The 20,581-nt window shown below is 39.6% G+C and carries 16 protein-coding genes; 8 read left to right on the top strand and 8 right to left on the bottom strand.

Features of this window, described 5'->3' with window-relative positions; all coding sequences use genetic code 11:
* Window positions 1-4 precede the first annotated feature (4 nt).
* Window positions 5-1,366 (bottom strand): cytochrome ubiquinol oxidase subunit I, encoded by a 1,362-nt coding sequence (locus J7I90_RS01595; RefSeq protein WP_054396021.1) that lies wholly within the window; start codon window positions 1,364-1,366, stop codon window positions 5-7.
* A 349-nt stretch (window positions 1,367-1,715) separates the two neighbouring features.
* Between J7I90_RS01595 and J7I90_RS01590 the strand changes: the two genes are divergently transcribed.
* The gene (locus J7I90_RS01590) at window positions 1,716-3,164 is read left to right on the top strand and encodes a flavin monoamine oxidase family protein (protein WP_214768395.1); all 1,449 of its coding nucleotides are present in this window, start codon (window positions 1,716-1,718) and stop codon (window positions 3,162-3,164) included.
* A gap of 291 nt (window positions 3,165-3,455) precedes the next feature.
* Here the strand turns inward: J7I90_RS01590 and J7I90_RS01585 are convergent, their stop codons facing one another.
* Genes J7I90_RS01585 through J7I90_RS01575 form a run of 3 tightly spaced genes read right to left on the bottom strand, consistent with a single transcriptional unit; the run spans window position 3,456 to window position 7,085 of the window.
* A complete protein-coding gene (locus J7I90_RS01585; RefSeq protein ID WP_214768098.1) occupies window positions 3,456-4,568 on the bottom strand; it encodes a Ger(x)C family spore germination protein in 1,113 nt (370 codons plus the stop codon).
* Window positions 4,565-5,659, bottom strand: coding sequence for a GerAB/ArcD/ProY family transporter (locus J7I90_RS01580; RefSeq protein WP_214768097.1), 1,095 nt, complete (start codon window positions 5,657-5,659; stop codon window positions 4,565-4,567). Before J7I90_RS01580 ends, J7I90_RS01585 begins: the two co-directional genes overlap by 4 nt.
* Window positions 5,631-7,085, bottom strand: a complete 1,455-nt coding sequence (locus tag J7I90_RS01575; protein ID WP_214768096.1) for a spore germination protein — start codon at window positions 7,083-7,085, stop codon at window positions 5,631-5,633. The genes J7I90_RS01580 and J7I90_RS01575 overlap by 29 nt, the downstream gene beginning before the upstream one ends.
* A gap of 209 nt (window positions 7,086-7,294) precedes the next feature.
* Between J7I90_RS01575 and J7I90_RS01570 the strand changes: the two genes are divergently transcribed.
* From J7I90_RS01570 to J7I90_RS01555, 4 genes are all read left to right on the top strand, one after another.
* On the top strand, window positions 7,295-8,821 hold the full coding sequence (locus J7I90_RS01570) for a spore germination protein (RefSeq protein ID WP_214768095.1): 1,527 nt from the start codon (window positions 7,295-7,297) through the stop codon (window positions 8,819-8,821).
* An 18-nt stretch (window positions 8,822-8,839) separates the two neighbouring features.
* Complete coding sequence (locus J7I90_RS01565) at window positions 8,840-9,931, top strand: GerAB/ArcD/ProY family transporter (protein WP_214768094.1); 1,092 nt, start codon at window positions 8,840-8,842, stop codon at window positions 9,929-9,931.
* On the top strand, window positions 9,928-11,013 hold the full coding sequence (locus J7I90_RS01560) for a Ger(x)C family spore germination protein (RefSeq protein ID WP_214768093.1): 1,086 nt from the start codon (window positions 9,928-9,930) through the stop codon (window positions 11,011-11,013). Before J7I90_RS01565 ends, J7I90_RS01560 begins: the two co-directional genes overlap by 4 nt.
* A 70-nt stretch (window positions 11,014-11,083) precedes the next feature.
* Window positions 11,084-11,764, top strand: a complete 681-nt coding sequence (locus tag J7I90_RS01555) for a RidA family protein (RefSeq protein ID WP_311380983.1) — start codon at window positions 11,084-11,086, stop codon at window positions 11,762-11,764.
* 112 nt (window positions 11,765-11,876) lie between these two features.
* On the opposite strand, the gene cysI is transcribed toward J7I90_RS01555, so the two are convergent.
* Window positions 11,877-13,595 carry an assimilatory sulfite reductase (NADPH) hemoprotein subunit gene (gene cysI, locus J7I90_RS01550; RefSeq protein WP_214768092.1) on the bottom strand — a complete coding sequence of 573 codons (1,719 nt, stop codon included), beginning with the start codon at window positions 13,593-13,595 and terminating at the stop codon, window positions 11,877-11,879.
* Window positions 13,596-13,621: 26 nt separating this feature from the next.
* A complete protein-coding gene (locus J7I90_RS01545) occupies window positions 13,622-15,436 on the bottom strand; it encodes an assimilatory sulfite reductase (NADPH) flavoprotein subunit (protein ID WP_214768091.1) in 1,815 nt (604 codons plus the stop codon).
* 311 nt (window positions 15,437-15,747) lie between these two features.
* On the opposite strand from J7I90_RS01545, the gene J7I90_RS01540 reads away from it, so the two are divergent.
* Both J7I90_RS01540 and J7I90_RS01535 read left to right on the top strand, forming a co-directional pair.
* A complete protein-coding gene (locus J7I90_RS01540; RefSeq protein ID WP_214768090.1) occupies window positions 15,748-16,656 on the top strand; it encodes a LysR family transcriptional regulator in 909 nt (302 codons plus the stop codon).
* A gap of 213 nt (window positions 16,657-16,869) precedes the next feature.
* Window positions 16,870-17,184 (top strand): iron-sulfur cluster biosynthesis family protein, encoded by a 315-nt coding sequence (locus tag J7I90_RS01535; RefSeq protein ID WP_214768089.1) that lies wholly within the window; start codon window positions 16,870-16,872, stop codon window positions 17,182-17,184.
* 234 nt (window positions 17,185-17,418) lie between these two features.
* Here the strand turns inward: J7I90_RS01535 and sigH are convergent, their stop codons facing one another.
* Together sigH and J7I90_RS01525 are read right to left on the bottom strand one after the other, a co-directional pair.
* Window positions 17,419-18,069, bottom strand: a complete 651-nt coding sequence (sigH, locus tag J7I90_RS01530; RefSeq protein WP_214768088.1) for an RNA polymerase sporulation sigma factor SigH — start codon at window positions 18,067-18,069, stop codon at window positions 17,419-17,421.
* A 597-nt stretch (window positions 18,070-18,666) separates the two neighbouring features.
* Window positions 18,667-19,170, bottom strand: coding sequence for a DinB family protein (locus J7I90_RS01525; protein ID WP_034312276.1), 504 nt, complete (start codon window positions 19,168-19,170; stop codon window positions 18,667-18,669).
* A 428-nt stretch (window positions 19,171-19,598) separates the two neighbouring features.
* On the opposite strand from J7I90_RS01525, the gene J7I90_RS01520 reads away from it, so the two are divergent.
* Window positions 19,599-20,456 (top strand): MerR family transcriptional regulator, encoded by an 858-nt coding sequence (locus J7I90_RS01520; RefSeq protein WP_214768087.1) that lies wholly within the window; start codon window positions 19,599-19,601, stop codon window positions 20,454-20,456.
* Window positions 20,457-20,581: the final 125 nt, after the last annotated feature.

Below are 20,581 nucleotides of genomic sequence, written 5' to 3'. Positions count from 1 at the left end.
CCTTTTATGAATTCGAATCGAAAAGTCTTACATCTTTCTGTTCGGCCTTATATATATCATCCATTACGGAATGACGTTTGAAATAATACAAAAGTGTAAACACGACAGAAACGCATAAAATGATATATACAATAATGAACATCGTGAATAAGAATCCAAGGTTTTCGTACGAAGTAACAGAATCCTCCGTTGTCAGCATCCTGTATATCGTCCATGGCTGTCTGCCGGTACAGGCAAAAATCCAACCGCATTCTATGGAAATCACCGAAAGCGGCCCTGATGCAACAAACAGCCAAAGAATCCATTTCGGATATGTCTCCTTTTTCAGCCATTTATTCCATACCAATGCAAACAGTGCCAACGCGATTAAGCCTGAACCAATCATGACCATGGCGTTGAATAAGATATGGACATAAAGCGGCGGCCAATACTCTTCCGGAAAATCGTTCAAACCGGTCACAACCGTATCGAAACTATTACCAGAAAGAAAGCTTAATAACCATGGAAATTCAATCCCATACTTCACTTCCTGGGCTTCCCTATCGGTATAACCGAACAAGGTAAGTCCGGCATGGTCCTGTGTTTCAAACAACCCTTCTGCCGCCGCCAGTTTTTCCGGCTGTTCCCTATATAAATGCTGTGTTGTCGCATGACCGTTCAATGCCGTCAAAAACGAAAAAACCAAGCCCAAGACAATACTGAGCCTCAGTGCTTTTTGGTGAAAATTAAATTCAGCAGTGCCATATTTATTTTTCAGCATCTTATAGGCTGCAACTGACGCTACGACAAAAGCGCCTGTAGTATATGCAGTCAGCGCCGTATGGCCTGCCGTCACCAAAAAACTTGGGTTGAAAAATGCCGCCCAAGGGTCGACATCGACGATTTCCCCATTTTCAAACCGGAACCCAGCAGGTGTCCCTTCAAAAGCATGGACATTCGAAATCAAAACAGCCGAAGCCAATGCTCCGAATGCAACAAAGAATAAACTCACGATTCGGGCCCATGGCTTGATTTTTTCAGCAGCATACACATAGATTGACATGAACAGTGCTTCAACCATGAATGCATAAATCTCGATCTGGAATGGAAGCGCCATGACGCGTCCAATCACTTCCATGAATCCAGGCCATAATAGTGAAAGCTGCACACCCGCAATCGTACCAGTCGGAATCCCGACCCCAAGTAAAACCCCTAAGGTTTTGGTCCAGCGTTTAGCCATGACGACATACTGTAAATCCTTTGTCCTTTGATACATCAATTCCGCTGCCAACATCATCATCGGCAACCCGACACCGATTGTTGCAAATATGATATGTACAGCCATATTCGTCCCGAACATTGCGCGGGCCATTTGTATATGATCCATACTGTCTTCCTTTCTACCCTTTGTCTCTTGGTAGTATCTCCTCTATAAAGGAAAATATTTAATAATATTCCACAAACTAAGTTTTCATAGGTTTTACAGAAAGTCAGCATTTTACTTAACGATGTTTTTGGTTCATTTATCATCAAATATTCTATCGAGGTTATTTTTGATATATATAAATTCATTGGATTTTAAGATTTCACAAAGCACTTAGATGAGAAATTATAGAAGATTCTTCATAAAAGGTGACCCTAGAGGAATATGATAGCGTAAATCCCTTATAGAAAGTGTAACAAGAGAGGAGAAAAACACTTTGTCCTTTACCAAAGATCCGCTATCTCCAGATCAAATGCTTGCTGTGATCAGAAATGGCCTGGGGCCTTCCCCAATCCCCAAAAAAATCATTATCCTTGGTGCCGGCATGTCTGGTTTGGTTGCAGCATCCCTTTTAAAACAAGCGGGGCACGATGTTACGATATTGGAAGCAACCGGGAGAGTCGGAGGGCGTGTTTTGACGATACGGGAGCCGTTTTCTGAGGGTTCCTACCTTGAAGCCGGTGCCATGCGCATTCCGAATTATCATTATTTAGTTGCTGAATACATCAAGAAGTATGGTTTACAAGTCAATACATTTGTGAATGCGACTCCTAATGACCCCATTTATGCCAATGGAATCAAGACGACCTCTACCATATATCAACGGAACCCGGATATACTGAGGTACCCTGTAGCTCCCCAAGAAAGAGGTAAAACCGCTGAAGAATTACTCAACATGGCCATTAAGCCTGTGACTGACTTCATCATTCAAAACCCACGTAGAAATTGGGAAATAGTCATTAAAGAGTTTGATAAATACTCCATGAGCTTTTTTTTACAGTATAATCCAGTTGGGATCAGTCTATCTACAGGGGCGATTGAAAGCATCAAAGTCCTAATGGGTTTAGAAGGATTCCCGGAACTTTCTTTTCCGGCCATACTTCGGGAGCTTATGCCGCTCTTTAATCCAGACGTGAATTTTTTTGCAATCGATGGTGGAAACGACCGGCTTCCATATGCTTTTCTGCCGGAATTGAAGGATAATCTTAACTTCAGATATGAAGTGACAAAAATCATCCAACATGATAATCAAGTCACCATCCATTCCAAACATACTCAAAGCCAAAACCCCTTAACGGTTACCGGTGACCTTGCCATCGTGACGATTCCTCTTCAATTGCTGCAATTTATAGATATTGAACCCCGGAATTCCTTTTCCCATAATAAATGGAAGGCAATAAGGGAACTACATTATGCTGCTTCCACTAAAATTGGACTTCAGTTCACTCATAGGTTTTGGGAAAAGGAAGGTATCTTCGGCGGTAAATTGACGACCGATTTACCCATTAGATTTTCTTATTATCCCAGCCAAACGAGCAACCAGAGTGAATCCGGTCTCATCTTAGCAAGTTATACATGGGAAGACGACGCCACCTTATGGGATATTCTCCCAGAGAATGATCGTATTCAACATGCATTGAAAAATTTGGCAGTGATTCATGGGAAACAAGTATATGATCATTTTTTATCAGGAGCTTCCTATAGCTGGACACTGAATCAGTATGCCTACGGCGCTTTCTCCATGTTTAAACCTGGTCAGGAGACTGACTTGTTTCCATACATCCCAACCCCTGAAGGAAGGGTCCACTTCGCTGGCGAGCATACATCAACCGTACCTGCCTGGATTGAAGGAGCCATTCAATCCGGCATCAGGGTTGCACATGAAGTGACGAACCTGCCTAGGACATTCAGTGGGCCTTGAATGGACCATTTCCTTGGTTATGTAACTCAAAGGCAAAAGGAGCTTTTTTCAAATTATTAAACATGGTTGATTGGAGCAGGTGTGCGAGACTCCTGCGGGAATAGCGAGTCCAAGGTAGACCCCCACATGCGCAATGCGCCGAGGGCGGACTGTACGCTGGGAAAAGCGAGTGCCCTACGTTCCAATCAACGTCCAAATTTGTTCAAGCAAAAAAATGTAGACAAACTCGATCTTCATCAATTTTGTATACATTCTGATACCCTCCAATCGGAAGGTTCTTCTTATGATTATTCACTTTATCCCTCCTTTTGAACCAAAGTCTACAATCCTTATGTCCACTTCATAATTAATATCTGCTTCACTGAAAACTTCGTCCCATTTCTGCTTATTTTTCTCCCAAAACTTTGGATGCTGATTTTCCACATAACGATACAATCCCGCTACTCCTGTTTTATATTCATGCTGTAATTTGTATGCGATTTTCTTGACATCCTTTTTCACTTCATCCTCGGCAATACGATCAATCTCTTTTAAATAGGCTTTTTCAAAAGAATTCTCCTTACCATACCAGTCTTCCGAAAGTCTTCCTGTGTACCCGACCTTTATATTGATCGTCAAATGATCACCGTTCAATTCAGTCGTGATTTTCCTCCTTGTCCTATTGATCACTTCAACACTTAAAGGCTCACCGTTTTGGGCCGCTTCGATTACTCCGCCCTTTACCTCTCCGTTCAACCAATTTAATGCAGCAATATCCTCATCATTCATGACCGCGACCAACTTTGAATTGTTGATCACCCCTGCACCCTCCAAAATTAATTTCTTACCTTTGATATCAACGGCCTGAATGGCAAAACTCCCATCTGACTGCAAATTTGAGGATGCTTTGCCCAGTGTTAAAGGCGGAAGAATCTTATTCGTTCTGTTCTCATTATCTTTCAAATCATAGATTACATTCGAAGGAATTTCCCCATCGTCAGATAGTCCCAAAATTTCTTTCGTCGGTCTCTTCGTTAAATAAACATGACAGCTTCTCCTTGTATTATTATCGCGAATTGACTGATTAATGATCGCTTCCATCGGGAATTTCCTTAATACATCTTCATTAATGAGGATGATACGCTGATGATTGGTTAATACCGTATTGGTTATGAGTAAAGAATCCCTAATTGCTTCATGCAGCGTTTTTGCACTGACGGTAACATTTTTATATTTCAGTTGAGCCTGATTCTCCTGAACACTATTTCCTGGAGGCACCAGAATTTGCTGTGTTAACATGATTTCGTCATCCTTTTTGCCTTTATCGATCCCCACTCCCACCACAAGGGATAATTCTTCTATATTTTCACTGTCCCAACAGCCTGTAAGCAAAGGAATAAGCAAGATCAACCATAATATTTTCATCCGCTTTTTCTGCTCCTTTTCACTTGAACGATTATGAATGTAATAATTGGCAAGCCAATCAATATAACCGGAAATAGATATCCAAGTAAATCGCTCATTTTAAAAATGTCAATTATATCTTTAGGGATTTTGGCCAGAAAAAAAACGACAGGAACCAAAACTATGAGGTTCGTTGTATATGAATTGCTAAATATTTTAGTCATCCCTTCTGCTGCGAAGAAATAGTAAATCGCATGTGTTAAAAAAAACTGAAGAATCCAGGTGATCAAGAGAAATAGCTCCATACGCTCTAAAAATATCCCTGTTACTTCAAAGGACTGAATAAAGGAAATGGTTGGCCAAGTAACTGCTTTGACTTCCGGGACAGTCAGTGTAGCCACTACCAATACATATGTAATCACATATAAAATCAGCGGGATGAAAAAACCGATTAAAACGCCATTTCTTATCTTGTTTTGATTTTTAACGACGCCAAACAAAAAGATGAAAAGTTCAATTCCAAAAAAAGACAAAGTTCCGGAACCCATTCCCTTAATGACAGGGAGAATTCCTTTCGCGAGAACAGGCTGTAGGTTTCTTATCTCGACTACCCTAAGACTGAACAAATAAATGAGCAAGACGATGACGATTGTCAAAGGAAGAAAGAAGACACATGCCTTTGCTATAGCTTTTATTTTGCCTGTCAAGAGATGGACACTCGCTAAAATCATGGTAAGAATCACGATCTCAACCGGGGTTTCCTCCAACAAATAAAAGCGGACCATTTCACTCATCGCAAGAACTTCAAAGCTGGCCACGCCTATAAAGTACACCACCACGACCAACCCAATAAGTTTGGAGAGCCATTTTCCATAGGCCTCCTCCATGTATGTGTAATAGTCAGCCACCTTATGTTTTTTTAACAGAACAACCAATAAGCATAACAAAAGGGCTATAGCGATCCCAGTTAAAATCAAGACGATCCATCCATCTGTCGAATGGATTTTTTCCGTTATCGTCCTTGGAAGCGTCAGCATGCCAATTCCTAGCATGCTGCATGAAATGATCGCTGCCAATTCGCCACTAAGGATTTTGCCTTCGGATTGACCCAAGAGAATTCCCCCCCTTTTTCCGTTTCGGTAACCGTATGAAAGCATCCTTCCAAGTTTTTTTACCGAAAAAATCCATTGGTTGAAAATAAGATTCTTGAAAGCTGGTCAATTTTGATAAATGGCTGATAACGATTATAAAGAATAGGGTGGTTCCGTATAAACCTAAAACGGCTGCAAAAATCATCGCCCCGAACCTTAAAGCCCTGAATGCCAATCCAAAGCTATATTGTGGGACCGTAAAAGAGGTAATCGTCGTGATCGAAACGATAATGACCATAAGGGAACTTACAATATTCGCTTGAACGGCTGCTTGGCCAATTATGACTCCGCCCACCAATCCAACCGTTTGACCAATGGGCGATGGTAGCCGAATGCCTGCTTCGCGAAGCAGCTCAATCGTTACTTCCATGATGATAGCTTCAACAAACGGCGGAAATGGCACGTTCTCCCTCGTACCAGCGATGGTCATCGCTAATTCCGATGGCAGCAAACCAGGATTGAATGAAACCAAGGATATATAAATCCCAGAAAGAAAAACTGTAACAAATAAAGAAAAGTAGCGAAGTATACGCAAAAAAGTTCCTGCAACCCATCTTTCATAATAGTCATCCGGTGACTGCAGCAGCATCGTGATCGTCGTTGGTGCCATCAAAGCAAATGGCGATCCGTCAACCATGATGACCACCCTTCCCTCCTGCAATGCAGCCAATACTTTATCTGGACGCTCCGTATTTTGGATCTGTGGGAAAGGGGTTAACGCTGTATCTTCAATTAATTCCTCGAGCATCCCCGAGTCTTGGAGATCAGTAGCTTTCACTTCATTAATCCGTTTATTCACTTCTTTTAGCAAAGAATCGCTCGCTTTTCCTTCATAATAGATCAATGCAACTTCCCGTTTTTCCATCGTCCCGAATTTCTGTTGTTGGACGATAAGGCTGGGATGGTTTGAATATTGCCTTATCAAGCCGATATTTTCCTGAAGACTTTCGATAAAGCCCATTTTCGGTCCCCGGACAACCCTCTCTGTAGAAGGTTCACTAAACGTTCGGTTTTTTTCCTTTACCAGGTTCAAGACATACCCTTTTACCATCCCATCTATAAATAAAAGCGTTTTTCCGTCAAAAATATGCTCTTTGGCTGTTTCATATGTTTCAACATCCTGTTCCCTGACTGAACATATTTTGGAAATGACCAGCTGTTCGATAGAAACCCGATGCCTGGTTTCAACCTGGGCAGCCGATAGATCAAGGACAATCTCATTGAATGCAGGATAATCCATCGTTCCATTGACAAATACGAATAATCCCGAAACTTCGTAACCGGGAATGAATATCCGTTTAAATACTACATCATCCTGCATATCCAATTCAGATTTCAATTCTTCCTGCTTTTGATCCAATTTAATATGCAAGGGTTTACTTTTCATGGTGAACTCCTTTGGTTAAATGGGTTTTTATATTCTCAGTTTCCTCTATTTACAATTTTTTTATGCGACAGGAAATGAAGGCAGCTTTTAACACCAATTTATTTAATGAATTTCCTTTCTGATGCGAGCTTCATTAGCATCCAAAATGGTTAATTTGTAATTAAATTGCAAATGCTAGGATAACTAGCTTTAGTTTAGAGGTGACAGCATTGTTTAACCGCAGAACATTCAAAAAAAAACCCAATCAACCCAACGAAAAAAATGATGAATTAAATAAGGTTTCAGAAGTAAGGGATCTATTCAATACCCTTTCTTCATCCAATGATTTCATAAACCATCAAGGAACATATAATGGTGTAGGCTATTGGGTATCTTTTTATCGCTCTTTAATTGATGCACAGGAACTTCATGAAAGTGTTCTTTCTGTCATACCTACTCTGGAAACGATAAATTTGGAGCAAATTAAAGAGAACGTTCCTATAGCAAATACACTAATCACCAGTACCAAGGTTGTAATCGAAGATAGGATCATGAGAGGCGAAATTGCACTTCGTTTAGATGGAAATCTTGATGAATGCCTATTAATCAATGTTGCGGCCCAACAAGGAAGGCAAGTTAATAAACCTGAACTTGAATTTGGAATCATAAGTGCACAAGAAGCTTTTGTCGAGGATATTGATATCAATCTTAATTTAGTCAGAAAAAGGCTGCCTATCCCTGGGTTGCAAGTAAGTGAAATGACTGTGGGGTCCTTGTCTAAAACTAAAGTGGCAATTTTATCGATAGAAGGGATCGTTGATCAGGAAAATGTTGACAATGTTATACAAAGGATCAATGACGTAGAATTTGATGAAATATTGGACGGGTCATATCTCGCTCAAATGCTTTATGATAATTCAAATACCTTATTTCCCCTTTTTCTAAATACGGAAAGGCCTGATCGCATCGCAAGTGCATTGGCTGAAGGCAAGGTAGCCTTGTTAATCGATAGGTCGTCCTCTGCACTTATTACACCAACCATTTTGCTGGAATACTTCATCACCATGGAAGATTATAATATGCCTTGGATTCCGGCTTCTGCTTTCCGTTTATTAAGGATATTTGCGGTCGCTTTTTCGATATTTGCTACTCCCATTTATGTAGCCGTGCTGACCTATCATTATGAGCTGATACCTAAAGATCTTTTGGAAACAATTGTTACCTCAAGGAACTTAATACCTTTTCAGCCTTTGATTGAAGCATTATTCTTGGAGATCTCCATAGAGTTATTACGGGAAGCGGCTGCCAGGCTGCCAACGAAGGTAGGTCAGACATTAGGTATCGTCGGCGGTATCGTTATCGGTCAAGCGGCCGTTGTTGCTGGTTTGACAAGTAATATCTTATTGATCATCGTTGCCCTATCGGCATTGGCATCATTTGTTACTCCCATTTATAAAATGGGTAATGCCATACGGCTGCTGCGGTTCCCCTTTTTAGTGGGAGCCCAGATTTGGGGGCTGCTCGGCATTACCATAGCGGGCGTGTTTTTGATGACCCACCTTATCAAATTAACGTCGATGGGACACCCATACCTTGAACCGATATACCCATTTCGCATGCAAGATTGGAAAGATAGCTTTGTCCGGCTTCCCTTTAATCTGTTCAAGTCACGACCTGTTAATTTACGTCCTGATGATACTTCTAGACAGCCGCAGCCCAAAAAAGCAAGAATCAAAAAAAATGATTTTAATGAATGATCTAAATGAGGGTCCTATATGAACCAAGCTGGAGTAAATGAAAAGTATAAAGTGTCACCGTTCTATGTGTTTTTTTTAGTGCATTCCATGCAAACGGGAATAGGCGTTTTAAGTTTTCAAAGGGTTTTAGCGAAAACAACGGGAACGGATGGCTGGATTTCGATATTACTAGCCGGCCTGATCGTTCATATAATGATTTGGGTCATATATAAAATCTTCAGTTTCGTCCCTGGTGATATCATTTCTGCAAATAATCTTGCATTCGGGAAGTGGATCGGGAATTTCTTCAGTCTATTATTCATTCTTTACTTTTTGATCCTAGGGATGACAGTCATGATTAGCTATATCTATGTCATACATGTATGGATGTTTGAAGAGGTACCATCTTGGGCGTTTGCTCTAGTATTTCTGATCCTGGTTTATTATATAAATACGGGAGGGTTCCGAACGATTACGGGTATTACCTTTTTAAGCTCCATTTTGACATATTGGCTTTTATTTGTCCTATTCTATGCCATGAAATACTCTGAATTCACCAATTTGCTCCCTGTTTTCCACCACACTCTATTGGATATATTGAAAGGAACTAGAAGTACTTCATTAACAATGCTTGGGTTTGAAATGATCGTGATGTTTTATCCGTTCATCAAAGATGCTAAAACTTCACAAAAATATGCTCATGGAGGGGCCTTAACAACAACCTTAATAACCGTATTCGTTTATTTGGTTTCCATTGTTTTTTATTCACAAAAACAGTTGGAACTGACTATATGGCCGACACTGTCATTAACCAGTATTGTCGAATTGCCCTTTATTCAACGATTTGAATATATAGACGTTTCTTGGTGGGCCATCGTTATCATCCCCAACATGACCATTTCCTTGTGGGCTGCAAGCCGGGGTTTCAAGCGACTATTCAATGTTCAGCAAAAGTATCCATTATGGGGAATGTCCATTATAATCCTGCTTACCAATATATTTGTTTTTGATGTTGATTCACTATATATATTGCGTAAAATCGTCAATCCATACGGCGCACTCTTTATTGCTTTATACTTGCCTCTTCTTTTGGTCGTCATTTATATAAAGAAAATGAGGAAACGTTTATGAGAAAATTGATTCTTGTTATATTGGCTTTTCCCCTCCTTTGCAGCTGTGCCCAGCCAAGAGTGGTTGACGAAGTCAATATGTCCCAAGCCATTGGCTACGATATTCTAAAGAATGATACTGTCGAAGGAATGTTCGTCATCCCTATCTTCCAACAGGATAAGATGGGTAAATATCAAATCTTAACTGGAACATCGTCGACAACGAGTGATGTCCAGGCTGTCGTTTCCAAAAAAGCGGATAAGCCGGTATTGCTAGGACAGACACGTATAGTTTTATTTAGCGAGAAAATGGTTCGTAAAATCGGAATGACAGAACTGACCGATTATCTCTACCGTGAGCCTCAACTTGGAAACAGGGTCATTTTGGTTGTCGTTGAGGGAAAGACCAAGGATGTAATAAATACGAAACCACCAAATACGAATGTGAATATTGGTATCTTTTTATCGGATTTGATTAATCAACAGAATGAAACAGGTAACGGACCGGATACTAACCTCCATCTTTTTTTAGGAAACGCTCTAGAAGCTGGCGGCGATTCGTATCTTCCTTTAATTAAATTAATTAATAATGAAGTTGCGGTTTCTGGAGTCGCCCTTTTTCATGAAAATAAAATGGTCACGAAAGTTCGAACGGGTGATATGTTCATTTTTAAGACATTAGTTCAAAATCATAGGCGGGGAATATACAAATTCAAATTAAAAGACAAGAAAAAAAGCGATATCGTTGTAGAAAGCATCCGAAGCGGTTCAAGTTATGAGGTATCCAAATCAGATAGTAGTCCCTCCATCACGATTAAACTCAAAATTAAAGGACAAATCAAGGAATCTATGCGAAGTGAAAATCTTACAAATAGAAAGATGATAAAAAAAATCGAACAGGCAATGGAAGATGATTTAACCAAGCAAGCAAACCGTCTTATTAAAGATTTTCAGAAAAAATCCCTTGACCCGATTGGCTTAAAGGAAAAATACCACGGCAAAAATAAACAACTGACCTATGAACGATGGAAAATGATTTATCCGAAGATGGACATTAACGTAGAAACCAAAGTTAACATCATCCAAACCGGGGTCTCTGAATGATGAATTGTCGATAGCCCATTTAGAAATCTTCACCTGATCGGAAAAAAACTACTTTCATATTAAATTGCTGGTGAAAAGCCCATTTATTCAAAATGCATGGCTGGCAGATGCTTTTGAAACAGCAAGAATTGTGGTTAGCCGGATAAACGAATCTGATTATCTACCTATCGTCGTTACATTAATAACAGGAGCTGACTTTATGAAAATACCTATGAAATCAATCATCGCTGCCTCAGTATTAAGTATATGTTTAATCACAGGATACTCATTTGCTTCCGCAGGTAACGAAAAAGATGAATTGAAATCGGATAAAGTGACCTTTTTTGGGTCCCCTACTTCTGTGATTTCCAGTTCAGTTGCTGCGCCTCAAAGTTATAACCGGTTATTGTTTAGCGGAACAGTTGCACCTCTTTTAAACAAGGATGGAAAAACCACTTATGAGAGATATGGCAATACAGAAAAGCAGGCAATCGGAATCTTAGAGAAATTAAAAGCAGATTTGAAAACAAAAGGACTTTCCCTCGCTGATGTAATCTATCTGCGTGTGTATGTCGCGCCAGATCCAAAGAAGGGAAATACACCAGACTATCAAGGTTGGTTCGATGCTTACGCTCTTTTCTTTAATACAAAGGAAAATCCAGTGAAAACAGCCCGTTCCACTGTAGGGGTGCAAAGTCTGGTTTCACCGGATTATCTCATTGAGATTGAAGCAGAAGTAGCCTATAAAAGTAACAGCAAGGCAAATAAATAGACGATAGATGAGTATGGTCATGATTCAACATATCGATGTTCCAGCCACTCTGGAAAGCCTTTGAATACCAAAAGAGACAGGAAGTTATATTCCTGTCTCTCATTTGTTTTAATCAATCATGAAAATTCGTTCCATCCGTTACTTCTTTAACAATCCCTGCATTGATGACGAAGTCGCCGAAATGCTCGCCTTGCTGACGTTCTTTTGCATATCGGGAAAGAAGTACACGCAGCTCTTTTAATATTTCTTCTTCACCGATGTTTTCACGGTACATTTTACTTAATCGGCTTCCGTCGAATGCAGCTCCGAGATACATATTATATTTACCAGGTGCCTTACCGATAAAGCCAATTTCACCGAGCGCATGCCGGGCACAGCCGTTCGGGCAACCAGTCATACGTATCGTGATTTCTTCATTCCTCAAGCCGTTTTCATCAACGATGGCCTCGATTTTATCAATCAGAACCGGCAAATAACGCTCAGCTTCAGCCATTGCCAACCCGCATGTCGGAAGCGCCACACATGCAATCGAGCTGCGTCTGAGCGCCGAATGATGTGCACCATCCGTCAAACCGTATGTTTCAAGCAATTCTATGATTTTTTTCTTTTTCTGGCTTGACACATCTGCAATGATCAGGTTTTGATTGGCAGTCAATCGGAAATCACCCGTATGGATCTTTGCGATTTCGCGCAAACCGGTCATCAGCTTGTAATCATTGATATCGGCAATTCGGCCACCCTCGACAAATAGTGTAAAATGCCATTTACCCTGCATGCCTTTTACCCATCCATAGCGGTCGCCATTATTATCAAAATGGTAAGTTCTCGCTTCCTCCAGCTTCCATCCTAGACGATTTTCCAGTTCAGCTTTTACCGGTTCAAGCCCAAGCCTGTCTACCGTATACTTGAACCGGGCATTTTTCCGTACGGACCGGTTTCCGTAATCACGCTGAATCGTAATGATTTTTTCAGCCACATCCAGTATTTTGTCTGGCTGGCAAAAGCCGATTACCTTGGCTAGTTGAGGATATGTCGCCTTGTCACCGTGGGTCATTCCCATACCGCCGCCAATCGCCACATTAAAGCCGACAAGTTTTCCATTTTCAACAATTGCTATGAAGCCAAGATCTTGGGAGTAGACATCAATGTCATTGGATGGCGGGACCGCAATGCCTATTTTAAACTTTCTTGGCAAATAAAGCTTTCCGTACATTGGTTCGACTTCCTCGACTTCAGGAGAACTAACCACTTTTTCTTCATCCAACCAGATTTCATGGTACGCCCTTGTACGCGGCAATAGATAATCACTCAATTTTTTCGACCATTCATATACTTCGGAATGGATTTCGGATTGAAATGGAATAGAATTGCACATTACGTTTCGGTTTACATCTCCGCATGCAGCGATTGTATCCAGCATGGAAGCATGGATTTCCTGAATGGTTTTTTTCATATTCCATTTTAAAATACCATGCATTTGAAACGTCTGCCTTGTTGTCAATTTCAAGGTTCCGTTACCGTATTTCTGGGCAAGGTCATCCATAACAAGCCATTGAGAAGGCTGTGCAACCCCGCCGGCCATGCGGACACGCAACATAAATTGATAGGCAGGCTCCAGTTTCTGTTTTTGACGCTCATTACGTAGATCCCGATCATCCTGCAAATAGCTGCCGTGGTGTTTCATCAGTCGATTGTCATCATCCGGAATACCGGCGCTAATCCGATCCTGCATCACTTTTCCAAGTGTACCTCGCAAATAATCGCTTCTTTCTTTAATTTGCTCAACATCACTTGGCGGGCCTGCTGGTGCTTTCAATAGTGGGTTCACCATGTTGTTATCTCCTTTTCTTCCAAATTTCAATACACATCACGTTGATATCGTTTATTCTGTTGCATATCTTCAAGATAAGCCTGCGCATCAGCATGGCTCATATTGCCTTCTTTTTCAATGATCTCAATAAGCGTATTATGGACATCATGTGCCATGTTTTTCTCGTCTCCGCAAATGTATACAGCTGCCCCTTCTTGAAGCCATTCGTATAATTCCCCGCTTTGCTCGCGCATCCGGTCTTGAACATACACCTTTTCATCCGTATCGCGGGAAAAGGCCACATCCATTTTCGTAAGCACACCTGTTTTCAACCACTTTTGCCATTCAGTTTGATAAAGGAAATCCGTCACGAAATGCTGATTGCCATAAAAGAGCCACGTTTTTCCTTTCGCTTCAGATTCTTCGCGATCCTGGATAAAGGATCTGAACGGGGCAATGCCCGTTCCCGGTCCAACCATGATAATTGGCGTGTCTGGGTTCTTTGGCTGCTTAAAGTTCTGGTTATGCTGAATGTAAACGGGCAGCGTGTCCCCTGGCTGTAATCTGTCCGCACATAAAATCGAGCAGACACCGTTTCTTTCCCTTCCGTGACTTTCATACCGGACGGCTCCGATTGTCAAATGCACTTCATCCGGAAAGGCGGATAAGCTATTCGCAATCGAATATAGACGGGCTGGCATTTTCCGGAGTATCGATACGAACTCTTGCGCCGATTCGCCCCATGAACCAAAATCACGGATAAAATCAAGTAAATCACGGCCTTCTCGATATTCTTTCAACCTTTCTTCATTACCAGGCTTTAAAAGCTCCTTTAAATCCTCATTATCAGAAAGCTGTGCCGCTTGTTCAATGAGCGATTTGGTCAATACCGTTATTTCGAAATCGGAGATGAGCGATTCCCTAAGCTGACGAAGTTCCCCCTGCTTATTGACCTTCACGGTTTCTTCAGGGTCCCAATTAAGCTCCGTAAGAAGCATATCCACTAAATCCGAATCGTTTTTCGGATAAATCCCAAGGCTGTCACCAGGTTCAAATGTAAGACCTGAGCCCTCTAGAGATAACTCAAGATGATGTGTCTCTTTATTGGAGCCACGGCCGTTCAAATTTATGTTTTCCAACACTTCCGCTATATACGGATTTGTTCTCGAATAAGTTTGTTCACCTAAAGAAGTTTTTGCTTCGGGAACTGCAGCATTAGAACTGACTTCCCCTTCTCTTAAACTGGAAAGTACTCCTTCCAGCCATTCGGAAGCAGGCTCATCATAATCAAGGTCACAGTCCATTCGCGGAAATAACCGTGTCCCCCCAAGTTCCTCCAAACGTTTATCGAATTGTTTTCCCGTTTCACAGAAAAACTCATATGAGCTGTCCCCAAGCGCCAATACCGAATATCGGAGACCCTCAAGGCTTGGTGCCCTCCTGCCATGAAGATACTCATGGAAAGACAATGTATTATCCGGCGGATCACCTTCTCCATGTGTACTAACGGCAATCAGAAGATTTTCGATTTTTTTCAAATTGTTTACTTTAAAGTCACTCATGGATGAAATGGTAACCTGAAAGCCATTACCCTCAAGCTTACTCGCCGCATTTTCTGCCAGCCCTTGAGCATTGCCCGTTTGTGAACCATACAGGATGGTCACTTCTTTTGATATTGTCTTACCCCCCCTTTGGGCTTCCAATACCGGGGCTTCGGCTGAACTTGTATTCGAAACTGACAAAGATGCAGTCAGATAACCGCTCAACCAAATTTTTTGTGTTTGGGTCAAGCTTGGCAGCAGGCTGTTAAGGAGCTCTGCTTGCTCTTGATTAAAGGGACTGTTACTTACCTGAAGTTGCACGATTTCCACCTCACAAAGGGATATTAACTTATCTTAGTTGATTATTATGTATACGAGTGGGTTTAAATATTTAATTTCAATCCACAAATTAACTCGTTTACTCCTATAGACCAAGTCGGTTTTAACTGCAAAAAAAATGAAAAATACAGTTATATAGGTTCATAGCACGCAACAAAGGACAATAGCTTTCCCAGCCTATACTCTTCCTAAAATAAGTTTCTCATTAAAACTTTACTGGAAGGTACATCATTAGTAAAATATATATAATTTATTATAACTATTAAGAATATTAATAATAAGGAGAAATTTCTATGTACTATGATGCTCTAAAAACATTTGTGACCCTTGTGGAAGTCAAGAATTTTACAAAAACAGCAGAAATTCTTCTTATGTCGCAACCAAGTGTTAGTTTACATATTAAAAAATTAGAAGAGGAGTTCCAGACGAAATTATTCCTCCGTTCTCCTAAATTTTTGAAAGTCACCTTAACGGGAGAAATTCTTTACGACCGGGCCAAGCAAATGATCACAATCTATGAACAGACCAGACAAGACATACAGGAACACGATAGGTCCATCAAGGGCGAATTAAAGATAGGTGCAAGTTTTACAATAGGAGAGTATATCCTTCCTTCTTTACTCATCGACCTTCAAGAGGAATATCCTGAACTTGAACTTCAAGTGGTAATTGGGAACACGGAAGAAATCGTTCAAGCCGTTCGGCTATACAAAGTGGATATTGGTTTAATCGAAGGTCAAACTAATGAAAAAGAGCTTTCTGTTCACCCATTCATGCAAGATGAGCTATTCATTGTATCTTCTAATAATCATGAACTTGCTAATAAAGACGATGTGGAAATTACTGATTTACATGACCAAGCATGGGTAACGAGGGAAGTTGGATCTGGTACACGAGAATACCTTAACCATGTCATACGTTCAAATGGTTTGAAAATTAAATCGATACTCACGATAAGCAGCAATCAAGGAATTAAAGAAACACTTATAAAAAACGGCTCAGGCCTGGCCCTGCTTTCCCGAAGTGTCATTGAAAGGGATGTACAAAATAAAATCCTTTCTATCATTCAGATAAAAGATGAATCCTTTAACAGGACACTCTCTTACGTCTATTCCCCAATTATGAAAGGTAAAAAAAATGTAAAGACTTTTATAACTGAATTAAACAAAAAGTGGCCCATGAAAGCGAAGCCGATAGGATGATCATTGCAAAGAAAGCTATTCCAAAGATGGAGTTACTGACACATGGCGTTTGATCTTAATTGTGATTTTATTAAACAATCATAAGCCTGATGACCGGGAACATCGGCTTTATTATACTTAATAAACATTCTTATGCACATTAACTTATAAGCAATTGGGTATACGAAAGAATAGAAGATTGTCTAGATAAAAAATAATATGGGAGCGTGTTTTATGAATATAGAGATTAAAGAAGCAGCCATTGAACAACTATTAAAAGTTAATTATAAAGAGAATGAAGGTGTTCGTATCGAAGCCATTTATGTTGGTAGCTGTTCGATTTATGTGGAACATGAATTGAAAATTGATAATAAGAACGAAGATGATGAGAGATTCATAATTGCTGGAATCCCCATATTAATTTCAAGTGAGTCAAAAAAACATCTTCCGGATAAAGTCTTCCTCAATTACAGTAACGGACTTGGATACAAATTATATTCAGACGATGAAACATTGAGTTATAATCTCCAATTGAAGAGAGTGAATTAAAAAAATGAACATAGTAAAAAGCCCACGTGTTTCAGTTGGGCTTTTTTTGGTTATACTCAGGGAATTTTTTATCGGCATGTTACCTGAGGGATTTTATTTCCTCATAGAATAGCATGCACTAACTCCTCCATTACCAGGAAAATGCTTTTAACAAGTACTCTTATCTATTCTAATAATTGTATCAATGTTATTTTACAAATCAATAATGACCGAAAATTTAAAGAATGATTGTTATTATTCTTCCACTCTTCTGGACTCGAGGTGCCGCTCCAGCTTTCTTTTTACCCGCTGAAGTGCATTATCGATCGTCTTTTTTTGAACATTCAGTTCCTTTGATATTTCTAAATAAGTTTTTCCTTCCAGGTATAAATCCACAACACTGCTTTCCAACTCACTAAGGACTTCGGTTAAAATTAGCTCAATATCACAAATTTCTTCTGATTTTATTAAGATCGTAACTGGGTCATTTTGTCTCTGTTCAGGGATTAGATCAATTAAACCCTGTTCCGACTCCCCTTGATGGATTGGCATATACAATGAAACATAATTATTTAAGGGAGAATGCTTTTGGCGAATAGCCGCTTTAACGGCCGTTATGATTTGTCTTGTAATGCACAGTTCCGCAAATGATCTGAAAGACGCCTTTTTGCAATTTTTGTAGTCTCGAATGGCCTTATATAGTCCAATCATCCCTTCCTGAAAGACGTCTTCCTTATCTCCACCCGTTAAAAAATACTTTAAAGCATTTGATTGAACGACACATCTGTATTTTTTGATTAAAAATTCCAGTGCATCTTCATCGCCATTATGGATTTTTCCTACCAACATTACATCTTCCATATGAGTATAGTTTTCCATTTGTTTCTTCTCGATGATTACACTCATTTATTTTCCCCCACTCACTAAGTTGAGCCCGACAAAGTTCCACTATCACTTCAATGTGGTAAAGTACATTCAATATAATAATATCTCAGAAATGACGATAATGATATTCGCAAATTACGACATTTTTCAACAAAATCCTGATATTTATAAATAGAAACTTTCAGTCAGCTTTAATTAATTTGGTGAAGATTTTTTCATTTTAGTAGTTTTGTTTAACTCCTGATCATTGACGGATATAGTTGTGCCGGTGGTTGTGGTAATTATGGAGGGGGTTCAGCATATGGCGCCTTACAAATAGCATGATTATAAATAATAACCTTAAAGAACTATTCTGCACTAATGATTAATAGAGCCTAACCAAAATGAAAAGACCGAATCCACCCTACCTTCATTAGCCCCAATTGGAAAAATAAGGATTACACTTAGGACATCGTCTCTAAATTAGCTGATTTCATTTAAACCCTTCTTTCGCAAAATAAAAAAGCACCCTTCATAGGATGCTAAAACATATTATTAACCCAGTCTTAAAATGGAGGACTGGATTTAATTATTCGCCAATGTCCCGTATGTAGAAGATCCTAACTGATTCATAAATCCTTAAAGCGGAGGATTTTCCACACCTAAATGAATCCAATCTTCTTTTGGCGGTCCATAAACCCCAGAAGGTTTAATTCCTGCTTGACGCATCAGAACCGTAACTTGTCCGCGATGATGAACAATATGCTTGATTAGCCCCATAAGGATGGAAGCATTTGTTTCCTGTCTTCCGAACGCTTCTTGTATTTGCCCCAGGGATTCGTCTGTCCATTGTTGTTCAATAATTTTTGCCGCATGAGAACTTACATTTTTAAAAGTGATGGCAATTTCGCGGGCTGAAGATGGAACGTTTTCCGAACTTTCTATCCGGTCTATCTTTAACCCGAAATGAGCTAGATAATCTGGAATATTCGTGGTGAAATGCCACACAATTCTTCCTAAAGTGCGACCTTCAGGATAAACTTGTTGTTCTAAGGATTCATCTGTCAAACTATCCAAGACATTTTGAGTGAGTATGGCTTCTTTATTCCATTCTTTAATAAAATCTGAAATTGAAATATACATATAATACCTCCCCTATTTCGATGGACATTACTTAAGTTACATTATAAAACATATGTTCCCTCATTACAAATTCCTCATTAAACATGCAATCAATAATATCCATTCTAATTAGAAAACCATTGCTTTTCTTTGTACTTTCCGCTTGGAAGTTTTGGTTACAAGTTTTCAAGAAAAACTGTTGAACTGTACTACCTCTTCTGCATTTTAATCCTTTAAGTCCAAAAAAGTATACCCATTTCAAGAGCTGAAATGGTTAACCCTGTTTAAATCGAATACTGGACGTGTAAGTTTGTGACTGCAATTTTATTTAATGCGATGCTCTACAAATCTTCCTGCACTATCTATACACATCAAGAATCACTACTTTATAATAGGGAGAAATCATGTTATTAATATATATAAATTCAGTATTGGTTAGGAGAAAAGCCATGCAAAATAAGCTTAGTATAGGAGAAATGGCGAAATTGCGAGGTGTAACCGTAGATACATTGCGCCATTACGATAAAATCGGATTGCTAAAGCCTTTTCATATTGACCCCGAAACTGGCTATCGTTATTACTCCATTTCCCAGTATGAGGTTCTCGGAACAATCAAAGAGTTAAAGAGCATCGGGTTTTCCTTAGAAGAAATCAAGCAGTTTCTTACGGATCGCAATGTCAAAAAGTCGGTTCAATCACTTCAAAAATCAATGGCTAATATACAGGAAGAAATTAAGAAATTGCAAGGTATCCATAATATTTTGATGACACGATTATACAATATTGAACATTTCACAAACAGTTACAGCAATTCGGATATCTTGATAAAACAATGTGAAGAACGGGAATACATCCAGCTAGCCAGATCGGTAAGTTGGACGGATACAGAAAATCTTTATTTTGGATATTTGGAGCTCGAAAACAAGATTGGTGGACTCATTCCTGCTTTGGCCAGCAATAAATTTGGAGATTTTATCAAGAAAGAGTATTTTGATGAAATTCGTCAATCATCTGACTTTTCCGCTAACCTAAGTGACTATCAATCTCAATCATTCATTCTTGTTCAGGGTGAGGAGTCAGAGCAACCAACCCAAAAAATTGAAAATGGGCTATTTTTATGTTCCTATTATGGAGGACTCACAAGGGAGAAAATGCTAATCCAGCTAAAAAAGCTACTCCATTATTGTGATACTCATGACTATATTATTACCGGTGACGCCTTTCGAATTATGCAGGTTGACGTTTCTCTGACTGATCAATATGATGAAGCTTATTATGAAATACAAATTCCGATTCAAGAAAAGTAACAAGTGAACAGCCTTCGAAATGAAAGCATTATCATTTCGAAGGCTGTTTTTTGTATCGCAACTGTTTACTCTCGTGTTAGACGAGACTTTATAATGGATTTATACATAATGAATGGAGTGATGCA

The organism is Bacillus sp. ISL-57 (genome assembly GCF_018613135.1).
GTDB classification, from domain to species: Bacteria; Bacillota; Bacilli; order Bacillales; family DSM-1321; genus Peribacillus; species Peribacillus frigoritolerans.
Note: the sequence above shows the minus strand (reverse complement) of the source record. Positions and strands in the feature narration are given on the sequence as shown.